A 12,702-nucleotide genomic window follows, 5' to 3' on the forward strand; every position below is an offset into this window, starting at 1 on the left:
GGAAGCTATAATGAAAAAAATACTGTTTGTCACCAGCGAGGCACATCCTTTAATTAAAACCGGGGGGCTTGCCGATGTGTCGGGCAGCCTGCCGAAAGCTTTGGCGGAATTGTCACAAGATGTCCGCCTGATCATACCCAATTACCAGGGGCTTAAGCTCAACAATGATGTCCACACCTTGTTTTCTATGCGTGTGGACAACATGGACATTAAGATTTTGGAAACCCGCCTTCCGGACAGCTCCATTCCGGTCTGGCTAGTCGATTGCCATGAATTTTTTAATTATCCGGGCAACCCTTATACGGACGAAGAAGGCAACCCCTGGCCCAACAATGCCGAACGTTTTTCCTTTTTTTGCCGGATTGCGGTGATTTGCGCAATGGACAAAATCGGCCAACACTGGAAACCTGACATAGTCCATTGTAACGACTGGCAAAGCGGTTTGGTGCCAGCCCTCTTGTCTTTGGAAAAAGACCGTCCTGCGACCGTGTTCACGGTACATAACCTTGCCTATCAAGGCCTGTTTTCCGCCAGCCGCATGGTCACGCTGAATGTCCCGGGACAGTTGTGGAACCCCGAAGGCCTGGAATTCCATAATATGTTGTCGTTCATTAAAGGCGGCCTGGCGTATGCCGACTGCATCACCACCGTCAGCCCCTCCTACGCACAGGAAATCCAAACCTCGGCTTTTGGCTATGGCCTGGAAGGCTTGTTACGCCACCGCAAAGACAACTTGATCGGCATCATCAATGGCATTGACACCGACCAATGGAACCCCGAGACCGATGGTTATATCCACCAACGCTATAACGCCGATTCTGTTCATGACAAAGTCCGCAACAAAACGGAATTGCAACATCGTGTCCAACTGCCCGTTAATGAAAATGTGGCGGTGTTTGGCCTGATTAGCCGCTTAGTTGAACAAAAAGGCATAGACATGGTGCTGGATTGTTTACCGGAAATGGTCAATATGCCGATGCAGTTCGTCTTGCTGGGCAGTGGCGACAAAAGCGTCGAAATCCGCCTGCAACATTTGGCGGAGCTATACCCCGATAAGATCGCCATCAGGCTGGGTTACGATGAAAGCCTCGCGCACCTGATTGAAGCGGGGGCGGATATTTTCCTGATGCCGTCCCGTTTTGAACCCTGCGGTTTAAACCAAATGTACAGCCAACGCTACGGCACCATCCCCATCGTCAGGAAAACCGGGGGCTTGGCGGATACCGTCATCGACACCTCAACGGAAACCCTGGCCAATGGCACGGCCAGCGGCATCGTGTTCAATGATGCCCATTCGGGCTCCTTGCTGGAAGCCATCAAACGGGTGATGTTGCTCTATAACATGCCTGAGCAGTGGCGAAAGATGCAGGTCAATGCCATGCGTAAAGATTTTACATGGCGGCAAAGTGCGCAAGCATATTTACGCCTGTATGAAAACCTAAACAAGCATTAACAGCCTTAGGGACAATATCCCGTCCAAGGATGTTGTCCCTTTTGAAAACTACTTCCTGGCTTCAATCAATTTAACCATATCCCCGCTACCCTCATCCACCCGTACTGACACGAACGGGCAGGCTTTGACGCTTTTGACGGTATTACGGTCAATATTCGCCCCAAACAAACGTAGCGCCAAGGGGTTCAACTTTTTCATCAACCATGCCATCCACGGCCTTGAACTTAACACATGCTCCAACAGCAACACCTGCCCTCCTGGTTTGCAAACACGGTGCAATTCTTTCAAACCTTTTAAGGGCATGGGCACGGAACAGAACACAAAAGTTGCGACCACGGTATCAAAACTGTTATCGGCAAAATACAAAGACTGCACGTCCATCAGTTCCAAATCCACCACAACTTTTTTACGCTCCCGCTGCCTTTCCGCCTGTTTAAGCATGCCCGGGCTAAAATCGATTGCGGTGATACGGGCATAACCCGGGTAATAATCGAAATTTTTGCCCGTGCCGACACCGACCTCAAGGACATGATAGCCCTCCACCCGCTCCCAGAGCTTTTTGCGCAATCTCTTAAACAATAAGCCTTCGATAACTGATTCAAAAATATCAAAATACGGGGCTATACGGTCATAACGCCTTTTAATGGTTTCGCTACCTGCTTTCATAAACAATCAGCCGTGGATGGATGGGAAGCGGGCATGTTACAGCGTGTAAGGAAAGGGCGGCAATATAATTTTCTTCCCCATAAGCCCGAATAAGCCGTAGTTCCAGGGTTGGTGGGCACAACCTCAGGATGACCCACTTCCCGTTTTTTAGGAAGCCGTCGCCAGCCAATTATCCTGGCTTTGGGGGTGACTGAGCAGGATCACTTTCCTGGCACCACCAACAGTTTTCCTGGCCCGCCCGGCACTGTTCGTGTGCCTTGTGTAGCCAGGCCGCCCCAGCCCAATGGGTAGCGGACAGGAAGACAGCCCCTTTTGGGGCGGCAAATTTGGACAATTTGGCTTTCACCACGCTTTCCAAGCGGCGGCGGCACCCACCTTAAGGCATTCCGGCAGTATTCCAATGGGGCCAACAGCCCCCTTCCCTGCTGGAGCCCGCTAAACGGCTGCTTTTCAAAGGGGGGGGTGCAAAAGGCCGGGCATTCATCGTAAACTATGCCTTAAGCCACACAAAGGGCCGGATTGCTTTGGCTCCTCGCAATTCCACAGAACATTGATCAAACAAGTTACGCTCCGGTAACTTTCAGAATTCCAACCTACGGGCAACTCCTATGAAAAACCTCCAACAAACACTTATCTGGCTAACCATAGCCATCATCGGTGCGTCGGCAATCGGTGGCATTGCCATCCAACGGGGCGAAAGCATCAATGCCTTATGGTTTGTCACCGCCGCCTTATGTGTCTATGCGATCGCGTTCCGGTTTTATGCCGCATGGATCGCCGCGACAGTGTTGGCGGTGGATGAAACCCGCGCCACGCCAGCAGAACGGCTGGACAACGGCCATGATTTTACGCCGACCAATAAATGGATCGTGTTCGGGCACCATTTTGCCGCGATAGCCGGCCCCGGGCCTTTAGTGGGGCCGACCTTGGCGGCGCAATTCGGTTATCTGCCAGGGACGCTATGGATTTTGTTCGGCTCGGTCTTGGGCGGTTGTGTGCAGGATATGGTGACCTTGTTCGTGTCCACCCGCCGTGACGCCAAAAGCCTGGGGCAAATGGCGCGGGACGAGCTTGGCGCACTGGGCGGTACGGCGGCATTGCTTGCGACGTTTACGATCATGATCATCCTGATCGCGGTGTTGGGTTTGGTGGTCGTCAATGCCATGAAACACAGCCCGTGGGGGACATTCACCGTGTCGGCCACAATCCCCATCGCCATCATCATCGGTTTTTACATGCGCCATTTCCGTCCTGGGCAAGTGCTGGAGGCCTCGGCAATCGGCGTGGCCTTGTTGTTGTTATCGGTGGCGGCAGGCGGTTGGATAGACCATCATCCGGTCATGCGCACCTGGTTCGACCATGAAGGCTTGACTTTGGCATGGTGGATTATGGCTTATGGTTTTGCGGCGGCGATTTTGCCCGTCTGGATGCTCCTTGCGCCGCGTGATTATTTGTCCACTTACATGAAACTGGGCACGATCACCTTGCTGGCGGTGGCGATCATCGTCCTGCAACCGACCGTAAAAATGCCCGCGGTCACCCAATTCATTGACGGCACCGGGCCGATTTTCGGCGGCAAATTGTTCCCGTTCGTGTTCATCACCATTGCCTGCGGGGCGATCTCCGGTTTCCATTCCTTGGTCGCATCCGGCACCACCCCCAAACTGTTATCAAACGAACGTGACATCCGCACCATCGGCTACGGCGGCATGTTACTGGAATCGTTCGTGGCGATGATGGCGATGATCGCCGCCACCGTGCTGGATCCTGGCGTGTTCTTCGCCATAAACAGCCCGGCGGGTGTCGTCGGTAAGGAGGCCATAGAGGCGGTGGCGAAAATCTCGTCTTGGGGCTTTCCGGTTTCAGTCGAGCAAATGCAGATACTGGCCAAGGAAATGGGCGAAACGACCTTGTTTGCGCGTACCGGTGGCGCACCGTCTTTGGCTGTGGGTATGGCAAGCATTTTCGGCAGCGCGTTCGGGCAAGGCATGTTGGCGGTGTGGTACCACTTCGCGATTATGTTCGAGGCGATTTTCATCCTCACCACGCTGGATGCCGGAACACGGGTCGGGCGGTTCATGTTGCAGGATATGCTCGGCAATATCTGGCCAAAAATGGGCGAGACGTCATGGGCACCATCCGCGCTCATCACCAGCGCGTTGGTGGTGTCCGGTTGGGGGTATTTCCTGTACATCGGCGTGATCGACCCGAATGGCGGCGTGAACATCCTCTGGCCGCTGTTCGGCATCGCCAACCAAATGCTCGCGGCGATCGCCTTGTGCGTGTCCACGGCAATCCTGGTGAAATCCGACAAGCTGAAATTTGCTTGGGTGACGGGCTTGCCGCTGGCTTGGCTAATTATCATCACCAGCACCGCCACTTGGCAAAAACTTACCAGCGAGGATATTCGTATCGGCTTCTTCGCCGCCGCCAACGACATGGCCGACAAATTGGCCAGCGGCAGCCTACCGCCGGAAAAGGCCGCCACCGCCCCGCAACTGATTTTTAACCTGCATTTGGATGCTTATATCAGTATCGCTTTTGTCAGCCTGCTATGGCTAATTGTGTTTGATATGTTGCGGGTGTGCAGCCGTTACCTAACCGGAAAAGCCGTGCCGCCGTTGACCGAGTCGCCGCACATCCCTAGCCGTTTAGTTGAAGAATGGGTGAGGGACTAATGTTGAAGCACCTCAAAGTGTTTTGGCGTGGCGTGCGCCAATTGTCTGGCGATGACGCTTATGAACGGTATCTGCGCCATTACGCCCGGCACCATGCCGATGCGGAAAACCCGCCCTTAAGTAAGGCGGAGTTTTTTAAACAATGGCAAGATGGGCAATGGCAAGGCGTGAAGCGGTGTTGTTGAGGGTTTTGGCGTTATCGGAAGGTCATTAAACCTGTTTCTGAAGCCATTTGAACCTTAATTGGAAACGCCTAAACACATCTAAATCGAAACGCGCATATACAAGCCAGACGATTTCGATTACAATTTGCCCCCTTCAAGATCTTGGGGTGTTAGCTCAGTTGGTAGAGCAAGGGACTCTTAATCCTTGGGTCGAGAGTTCGAGTCTCTCACGCCCCACCAATATAAACAATCGGTTATATATTTACAGTTACTATCGAATTTATTTTTTGTTTGATAAGTAACCAGTATGTAACCGATTTTATTCTATAGTATGACCAAATCGCCAATATTTGGCAGATACAAAATTTCCACAATAATTGCCGTAATTTTGGAAAAAACCCACTCATCAAAGTGACGACTAGGATTTATATCCTTACCTTCACTCACAACCCAGCAAGGCTTATCCTATGAGCCAACTGCAATACATCACCTCAAAACTTTCCTTATAGGCATAAAAAAGCCCCCTTAGGTTTTACCTTGCGAGGGCTGTGGTCGCGTAGAAGCGGTGCCTACGAAGAATCTCATTGGTATAAAATGCACCATGCAAATTACAACATTGGTATGAAAAGCAAATAGGCCTTAGTCGGTTACACTGAGGCTCCGATTATACAGTAGGGGAAATCATGGGCAAGAAAGTTTTAGGTCTGGATCTAGGCAGCAACTCCATCGGTTGGGCGTTATTGGCGGAAGAAGACGGCAAACCCAACCGGATTATCAATATTGGCAGCCGGATTTTTATTAAAGCCGTTGAAGAAAAAACGCCAACCCCGAAAAACGTCAAAAGGCGCAACGCCCGTTTGACCCGCCGCGTCTTGCAACGACGCGCCAAACGCAAACTGCGGATGCTAAAGTTTTTAATCAGCCTGAAATTATTGCCCGATGACTTGCAAAGCAGTTTCACCCCAGAAATCGAACTAAACGCCATCGGCAACCCGTACCCGCTTCGCGCTAAAGCCCTTGACGAACCGCTCACCACCTACGAATTAGGCCGTGTGTTACTACATTTGGTACAGCGGCGCGGATTTTTGAGCAACCGTAAGACCTTGTTGGGCGATATGGCGGATGACCCTGACGTACTCGCCGTGTTAGCCGAATTGGAAGACGAGGAAGATAATAGTACGGAACGCGCGAAAGAAGAAAGTGCGTTTAAGGAGCAAATCAAGAATTTTAGAAATGTTATCGCCGCTGCTAATTGCCGGACGTTGGGCGAATATCTGGCAACGCGAGACCTTCACGAATGCCAACGCAACCGCAGCCACGATGGTGGGCATTTACGCACCGACCGTCAAATGTACCACGAAGAGCTGGATAAAATTTGGGAAAAACAACAAAACTATCACACCGTTTTGACCGATGATGCCAAAAAACAAATCGACCACATCATATTTTACCAGCGTCCGCTAAAACTCCGGGCTGACCGTATTGGCAAATGCTCGCTAGAACCGAAACGTACCCGCGCCAATATTGCCCGTTTAGAAAGCCAACGTTTCCGCTACTGGCAAGACATCAACAACTTGCAATATTTTGAAAACCATACCGATCAATGGCTAAGCCTGAACGAAGCGCAAAAAACCAAGCTAGCGCAATTGTTTGAACACCAAGCCAGCATCAGCTTTGCAGGGATTAGAAAAGCCCTGGGCTTTGACAAAACTATCGAATTCAACTTAGAACGCGGCAGCAAAAAGCTCAAAGGCAATATCACCGCTTGTGAAATTTGCCGCGTATTTCCGGCTTGGGACAGTTTTAACGACGACCAGCAACACGCGCTGGTGGAAGATTTACTGACCATCCAGAAAAAATCCGTGCTTAAAAATCGCTTGGAAAAACATTGGCACATACCGCCTGACATTGCCGTGCAACTGTGCTTGCTGGAGTTTGAACCCGGCCACAGCAACTTATCCGTTAAAGCCATCAACGCCTTATTGCCGTTTTTGCAACAAGGGCAGATTTTTTCCGATGCCCGCGTCAGTGCCGGTTATGGCTACGAGCGGCAAGAGATCATCCCGCTGGCCAAGCTCCCCGCGCCACCCGAAACAGCCAATCCCATCGTCAACAAAGGCTTGCATGAACTGAAACGTCTCATCAACGCCATCATTGCCGAATACGGCAAACCCGATGCCATCCGCATTGAAATGGCGCGGGATTTGGAAATGAACACCAAACGCTACGCCGAACACGACAAACAGCAAAAGGCCAACACCAAAGCCAATGACGAGGCGACCAACAAATTTCAGGAAATGCGCCAGCAAAACCCACATTTGCAGCTACGCAACTATCCCGGCAAAACCGACAAAATCAAATATCGGCTCTGGAAAGACCAAGACCAACGTTGTGCCTATTCTGGTAAAGCCATCAACCTATCCACCTTGTTTGGCGCGGAGATAGAAATCGACCACATCTTGCCGTACAGCGAATCGCTGGATGATTCGTACATGAACAAAGTGGTGTGTTACAACCAAGAAAACCGCTTTAAAGGCCAAAAAACACCGATTGACGCTTTCGGCAAAGACGAAAGCAAATGGAACCAGATCACCCAAGCCCTCAAACGCTGGGACAGACGATTGCAGAGTAAAAAAAACCGCTTTGTCATGACCGCCGCCGACGTGCAAAAACGCGACTTTATCAGCAGCCAGCTCAACGACACCCGTTACATCAGCCGTGTTGCCTTGGATTACGTCAAACAACTGGGTGCAGATGTATCGGTCAGCAAAGGCATCACCACCGCGTGGGTGCGGCATCAATGGGGCTTGAACAACTTGCTGGGCGAAGGTGACGCAAAAGACCGCAGCGACCACCGCCACCATGCCATTGATGCCGTGGTGATTGCTTGTGTTGACCGGCGTTTTTACACCGCGCTGGTAGGCATCGCCAAAGATTTGGAACGTAAACAATCGCAGCTCAACATGAAAGACATCCACATTGACCCGCTATGGCCTAGCTTGCGTGAAGATTTGCAGCAAGCCTTAAGCCAGGTGATTGTTGCCCACGCGCCGCAGCTTAAATTGAGCGGTGAATTGCACGAAGTGACGGGGGCAGGATTTATTGAGGGTATTGGCAACGTCAACCGCAAAAATTTGGACGGCAATTTTACCCAAGTGGACAAAATTTACGATGCAGCCGTTAAGGAACAAGTTGAACAGCATTTAAAACGTTTTGGCAATAAACCTAAAGAAGCCTTTGCCGAAGGCAATGTTGTGTTGCACAAAGACGGCAAAACGCCGATTAAGCGGGTGCGGATTGTGCAATCCAAAACCACCTTGGCGAAGCTGGAAAAATCCAAATTTGGCGCACGTGACAAACAAGGCAAGGTCTTCAAATGGCTGGCTTACGGCAATTTGCACCATGTGGAAATTTTACGCGACAAGCAATCCGGCAAATACAGCGGCGAGTTTGTCACCATGATGGAAGCCAGCCACCGTGCCAAAGGCATCGGCAAACCTAAGCAGCCGATAGCCAAAAACGACCACGGTGAGGGATTTGAGTTTGTGATGGCCTTGCACATCAATGACATTGTGAGTATTGAGAATGGCGGACAGAGGGTATTTTATCGGGTGCAAAACCTAGATAGCCATAATAAACGGATGCAGCTAAGGCTACACACTGCCGCATCTTCAAAAACGCAAGACAAGGCCAAAGATAAAGCGAGAGACCAAGCAACGACATTGCCGGATAAAGATTCAACGATCCCTGCATTGATGGCATTGGGCTTGCAAAAACATAAGCTCAATATTTTAGGGAAAGTCATCGCATGATTAAGCGCGTCATAGACATTAGCGAGCAAGCCTATTTGCACCAGCTTCATCAACAACTGGTGATAGACAAAAACGGCAAAACCGTGGCGCAAATACCGATTGAAGATTTGGGCGTGCTGATTTTGCAGCATCCGGCGATAGTCATCACCCAAGCCGTGGTTATCAGTTGCCAGCAAAACAACGCCGCCATCGTATTTTGCGACGCGCGGCATTTGCCGTATTCGGTGCTGTTGCCCATCAGTGATGGCAATAGTTTGCACAGCAAAATCATCCGGCAACAAATCAGCCTGAGCTTGCCCGCCAAAAAGCGCGTCTGGCAGCAAATTGTCAAACATAAAATCAGCGGTCAAGCGCAAGTGCTAAAACACGTCGGCAAAAACCCTCTGCCTTTAAAGCGGCTTGCCGAAAACGTAAAAGCGGGCGACCCTGAAAATTTGGAAGCGCAAGCCGCGCAAAAATACTGGCGGCTATTGTTTGGCGATGGGTTCCGCCGCGATACCGATGCCGAAGGCATCAACAGCTTGCTCAATTACGGCTATGGCATCATGCGGGCGATGGTGGCGCGGGCAATTGTCGCCAGCGGCTTGCATCCGGCTTTAGGTGTGCAACATAGCAACCAATACGACGGTTTATGTTTGGCAGACGATGTGATGGAACCGTTTCGTCCGTGGGTGGACTTGCGCGTTTATCAGCTCAGCCAACAATACCCCGCTTTAGAAGTCAACCAAACCACTAAACTCCCTTTTCTTAAACTGTTAAGCGAATCGGTGTGCTGGAACCAACAAACCATGCCACTGATGGTTGCCAGCCATTATCTGATGGCGGACATTAAGCGGGCGTTTGACGATAAAAATCAGAAAATCAACTACCCTGAATGGGGTGAACTACTGTTATGAGCTTTGGCGGCTTAAATTCCATGTGGATTATCGTTTTGTTTGATTTGCCGACCGACACCAAGCAAGCCCGCAAGCAATACACCAAATTTAGGGGCTTTTTGTTGGATGATGGTTATACAATGATGCAATATTCGGTTTACATGCGCCATAGCAGCAGCGATGAAAACGCCAAGGTGCATGTAAAAAGGGTGAAGCAGAAGTTGCCGCCGGACGGCGAAGTGCGGATTGTAAAAATAACAGACAAGCAGTTTGGAAAAATTGAGGTGTTTTATGGGAAAAAGCGCAGACCTATTGAACCCCCCCCCTGAGCAACTCTCGCTTTTTTGACAGTAAAAGCGGGGGTTACTCACTATATTTCAGTGGGTTATTGATGGGGTAGTGTAACCGACTAAGGCTTACCCACAAATCACAACGTCACGGCAGAATTGCCCGGGGGTTATTTTAGTGTAACCGACTAAGGCTTACCCACAAATCACAACGCCGAGGCCAGCGCATTAAAATTAGGTGATAGTGTAACCGACTAAGGCTTACCCACAAATCACAACTCTATGATGCGCATTTACGCGAACAATACGAGTGTAACCGACTAAGGCTTACCCACAAATCACAACGTCACCGTTTGGATCACCGTACCCACCGGGAGTGTAACCGACTAAGGCTTACCCACAAATCACAACGGGGCGGTAGGGATTTGCTATCACGTTCTAGCGGGTGCCGGAAAGACGGCTTTTGGGTATAGCGCCATTGCTCTGGCTACCCCACAGCATCCCCGCCTTCAACCACCACATCTTCAAAAACCTCAACCAACGCCATCGAGACTCCTATGCTGGTAAACTGACAAACCTGTTCGCCGATGTAATCCTGCAACAACCAGCCATTGTCGGTAGTGCGGCGGAAGCATTCCACGCAGCGGTCGGCGATGTCGACGATGACGTATTCTTGTAACGACGGCAGACTGCGATAAGCGGCGAATTTACCGCCCCGGTCAAATGCGGCGGTGGCATCGGACAAGACTTCGACAATCAGTTTGGGTTCGGACAAATAAAGCCCGGCGTGGTGGTCTTGCGCCGAGCAGGACACCGTCACGCCAGGATAAAAAAAGCGTCCGCTTGCTCGACCCGTAATTTCATGTCGTTTGGCAACCGCTTCCGCATAGGGCTTGCTTAAAAGCGGCGGCGATATTCAGGCTGACCACGACATGCTTGCGCCGCGCCCCGGCCATTGCAAACGCTTCGCCCGCCAAGTATTCGTGCTTTTCGCTTTGCCCGCTTTCCCACTGTAGATAATCATCGGCAGTAAAACGTGGCTTGAGGACGGTATTCATGGTTTACGCTCCATTAGTGTGCATGGGATGCTGTAGGTAAGGTAAGGTCAAATCATACTCCAAAATAATGGGGATTAATGAATGAATGGTAATGGTGGCCTCGTTCCCAAGCTCCAGCTTTGGAATGCAGGAGTGGAAGCTCTAGCTTTCTGTCATTCTCAAATCTAGAGCTTCTGAGACTTGGGTTCCCAAGCTGAAGCTTCACTGCCATTAAGTTAAGAAATAAATATTAATATTCATGCAGTTATGGTTGTATTTTTGCGGTGCATATCAATCGTAGGTCGGGTTACGCTATCGCTAACCCGACCTACAAATTCGTTCGTAATTAATTGTTTTATTTTGATTAAAGCCTTAACTTAATGGCAGTGAAGCTGAAGCTTGGGAACCAGCGCAACCATTTCGCCATCCGGGCCAAGCGGCTTATTAAGGCCAACCAAATGGCTTATGAAGAGCTACAGAAATTATTGGCTGCGTAACATCAGCTATAGACGTTCGTTGATCAAAAACAGCCGGATTATGTTGGCTTTGCACTTTGCAAAAATGCATTCAAATGCGCCCCCAGGATTTTATAAGTTGCGCAGTGACAAGCGTACGCGCTGCCCGCCAATTGTGCTAGTTTGCATCAATCACCCAGCCCGCGACTACAGGAAAATATCGGTTTTTAGAATAGCAATTATGGTCAGGATACCCGTTCAGGAGTATGGCAGAATAAGCCCCACCTAGAAGAGATATTAGAGATTACTGGAACAATGGCTGGCCTTGCTATGCAGATAAGTTCATATGAAGACAGAATGGAGCGAGTATGTGGCTACATCCGGGACAACCTTGATAAAGATTTATCTGTCGAACGATTAAGCCAGATTGCCCTATTTTCTAAATATCACTTCCACCGGCAATTTTCTGAGTATATGGGGATTAATGTCTTCAGGTTTATCCAGTTGATACGTTTAAAACGAGCATCGTACCAGTTGGCATTTAGCCAAAATCTACGGATTATCGATATTGCATTTGATGCCAAATTCGAAAATCCAGAATCGTTTGCCCGCGCATTTAAAAAATCCTTTGGTCAGACACCCTCACAATTCAGAAAAAAACCGCAATGGAAGTCCTGGCATGAAAAATATCGGCAACCCATACCCAGAGGAAAAACCAACATGCAAGTAAACATCGTGGAATTTAAAGAAACCAAAGTCGCCGTACTGGAGCATCGTGGGGCGGTTGAGACATTGAACGATTCGGTCGGGGTATTTATCGAATGGCGCAAGACCAGCCAATTATCCCCAGTGAAAACCAGCAATACTTACGGACTCGCCTACGACGACCCTAAAATCACGGCTCCTGAAAAATTCAGATTTGACCTCTGCGGCTCAGTCGAAGCGGACGTGCCGGAGAATCCGCAAAGTGTCATGACTAAAATAATCCCGGGCGGGCGTTGCGCTGTGATTCGCCATTTAGGCCCGCATGAAGCTATGGACGACAAGATACGATTTTTATATGGGATATGGCTGCCGGAAAGCAATGAAGAATTACGTGATTTTCCTTGCTTCTTTCACTATCTGAACCTGTTTCCGGACGTGCCCGAGCATGAGTTGATCACCGATATTTATTTGCCTTTGAAAGGAGCCTGAATTTTTACATCATGGCTAAAGCATAAGTGGCCAGCCTCATTACGATTCAAGCACGGCCTAAACCTGTCACTTGTGCGCCTG

Annotated in this window: 10 protein-coding genes, 1 tRNA gene and 1 CRISPR repeat array; of the genes, 8 read left to right on the forward strand and 3 right to left on the reverse strand. The window is 50.0% G+C overall.

Annotated features, from left to right (window positions below):
* Nucleotides 1–10 precede the first annotated feature (10 nt).
* The gene (gene glgA, locus METMI_RS0117575; protein ID WP_019867612.1) at nt 11–1,453 is read left to right on the forward strand and encodes a glycogen synthase GlgA; all 1,443 of its coding nucleotides are present in this window, start codon (nt 11–13) and stop codon (nt 1,451–1,453) included.
* A 48-nt stretch (nt 1,454–1,501) separates the two neighbouring features.
* On the opposite strand, the gene METMI_RS0117580 is transcribed toward glgA, so the two are convergent.
* Nucleotides 1,502–2,119 (reverse strand): class I SAM-dependent methyltransferase, encoded by a 618-nt coding sequence (locus tag METMI_RS0117580; RefSeq protein ID WP_019867613.1) that lies wholly within the window; start codon nt 2,117–2,119, stop codon nt 1,502–1,504.
* A gap of 608 nt (nt 2,120–2,727) precedes the next feature.
* Here METMI_RS0117580 and METMI_RS0117585 point away from each other — a divergent pair.
* The 6 genes from METMI_RS0117585 to cas2 all read left to right on the forward strand — a co-directional run bounded on the left by METMI_RS0117585 (nt 2,728) and on the right by cas2 (nt 9,977).
* On the forward strand, nt 2,728–4,797 hold the full coding sequence (locus tag METMI_RS0117585; RefSeq protein WP_019867614.1) for a carbon starvation CstA family protein: 2,070 nt from the start codon (nt 2,728–2,730) through the stop codon (nt 4,795–4,797).
* Nucleotides 4,797–4,982, forward strand: coding sequence for a YbdD/YjiX family protein (locus METMI_RS0117590; RefSeq protein WP_019867615.1), 186 nt, complete (start codon nt 4,797–4,799; stop codon nt 4,980–4,982). The genes METMI_RS0117585 and METMI_RS0117590 overlap by 1 nt, the downstream gene beginning before the upstream one ends.
* A 143-nt stretch (nt 4,983–5,125) precedes the next feature.
* Nucleotides 5,126–5,201, forward strand: a tRNA-Lys gene (locus METMI_RS0117595).
* A gap of 443 nt (nt 5,202–5,644) precedes the next feature.
* Nucleotides 5,645–8,773 (forward strand): type II CRISPR RNA-guided endonuclease Cas9, encoded by a 3,129-nt coding sequence (gene cas9, locus METMI_RS0117600; RefSeq protein WP_019867616.1) that lies wholly within the window; start codon nt 5,645–5,647, stop codon nt 8,771–8,773.
* A complete protein-coding gene (cas1, locus tag METMI_RS0117605; RefSeq protein WP_019867617.1) occupies nt 8,770–9,669 on the forward strand; it encodes a type II CRISPR-associated endonuclease Cas1 in 900 nt (299 codons plus the stop codon). Before cas9 ends, cas1 begins: the two co-directional genes overlap by 4 nt.
* 20 nt (nt 9,670–9,689) lie before the next feature.
* On the forward strand, nt 9,690–9,977 hold the full coding sequence (gene cas2, locus METMI_RS0117610; RefSeq protein ID WP_029151774.1) for a CRISPR-associated endonuclease Cas2: 288 nt from the start codon (nt 9,690–9,692) through the stop codon (nt 9,975–9,977).
* A gap of 69 nt (nt 9,978–10,046) precedes the next feature.
* Nucleotides 10,047–10,346: a CRISPR direct-repeat array (repeat unit 36 nt; unit sequence AGTGTAACCGACTAAGGCTTACCCACAAATCACAAC).
* Nucleotides 10,347–10,422: 76 nt separating this feature from the next.
* On the opposite strand, the gene METMI_RS28190 is transcribed toward cas2, so the two are convergent.
* Together METMI_RS28190 and METMI_RS28195 are read right to left on the reverse strand one after the other, a co-directional pair.
* On the reverse strand, nt 10,423–10,749 hold the full coding sequence (locus METMI_RS28190) for a Uma2 family endonuclease (RefSeq protein WP_269634462.1): 327 nt from the start codon (nt 10,747–10,749) through the stop codon (nt 10,423–10,425).
* Between the two features lie 46 nt (nt 10,750–10,795).
* On the reverse strand, nt 10,796–10,993 hold the full coding sequence (locus tag METMI_RS28195) for a Uma2 family endonuclease (protein WP_269634463.1): 198 nt from the start codon (nt 10,991–10,993) through the stop codon (nt 10,796–10,798).
* A gap of 749 nt (nt 10,994–11,742) precedes the next feature.
* Here METMI_RS28195 and METMI_RS0117625 point away from each other — a divergent pair.
* Nucleotides 11,743–12,621 carry an AraC family transcriptional regulator gene (locus METMI_RS0117625; RefSeq protein WP_083930387.1) on the forward strand — a complete coding sequence of 293 codons (879 nt, stop codon included), beginning with the start codon at nt 11,743–11,745 and terminating at the stop codon, nt 12,619–12,621.
* Nucleotides 12,622–12,702: the final 81 nt, after the last annotated feature.

The organism is Methylovulum miyakonense HT12 (assembly GCF_000384075.1).
In the GTDB taxonomy this organism is placed as follows: domain Bacteria; phylum Pseudomonadota; class Gammaproteobacteria; order Methylococcales; family Methylomonadaceae; genus Methylovulum; species Methylovulum miyakonense.

What these genes read in the sequence shown, in the direction of transcription:
- cas2 (WP_029151774.1), top strand. Translation starts at nt 9,690, where the DNA reads ATGTGGATTATCGTTTTGTTTGATTTGCCGACCGACACCAAGCAAGCC.
- glgA (WP_019867612.1), top strand. Translation starts at nt 11, where the DNA reads ATGAAAAAAATACTGTTTGTCACCAGCGAGGCACATCCTTTAATTAAA.
- METMI_RS0117625 (WP_083930387.1), top strand. Translation starts at nt 11,743, where the DNA reads ATGGCTGGCCTTGCTATGCAGATAAGTTCATATGAAGACAGAATGGAG.
- METMI_RS0117580 (WP_019867613.1), bottom strand. Translation starts at nt 2,119, where the DNA reads ATGAAAGCAGGTAGCGAAACCATTAAAAGGCGTTATGACCGTATAGCC.
- METMI_RS0117585 (WP_019867614.1), top strand. Translation starts at nt 2,728, where the DNA reads ATGAAAAACCTCCAACAAACACTTATCTGGCTAACCATAGCCATCATC.
- METMI_RS0117590 (WP_019867615.1), top strand. Translation starts at nt 4,797, where the DNA reads ATGTTGAAGCACCTCAAAGTGTTTTGGCGTGGCGTGCGCCAATTGTCT.
- cas9 (WP_019867616.1), top strand. Translation starts at nt 5,645, where the DNA reads ATGGGCAAGAAAGTTTTAGGTCTGGATCTAGGCAGCAACTCCATCGGT.
- cas1 (WP_019867617.1), top strand. Translation starts at nt 8,770, where the DNA reads ATGATTAAGCGCGTCATAGACATTAGCGAGCAAGCCTATTTGCACCAG.
- METMI_RS28195 (WP_269634463.1), bottom strand. Translation starts at nt 10,993, where the DNA reads ATGAATACCGTCCTCAAGCCACGTTTTACTGCCGATGATTATCTACAG.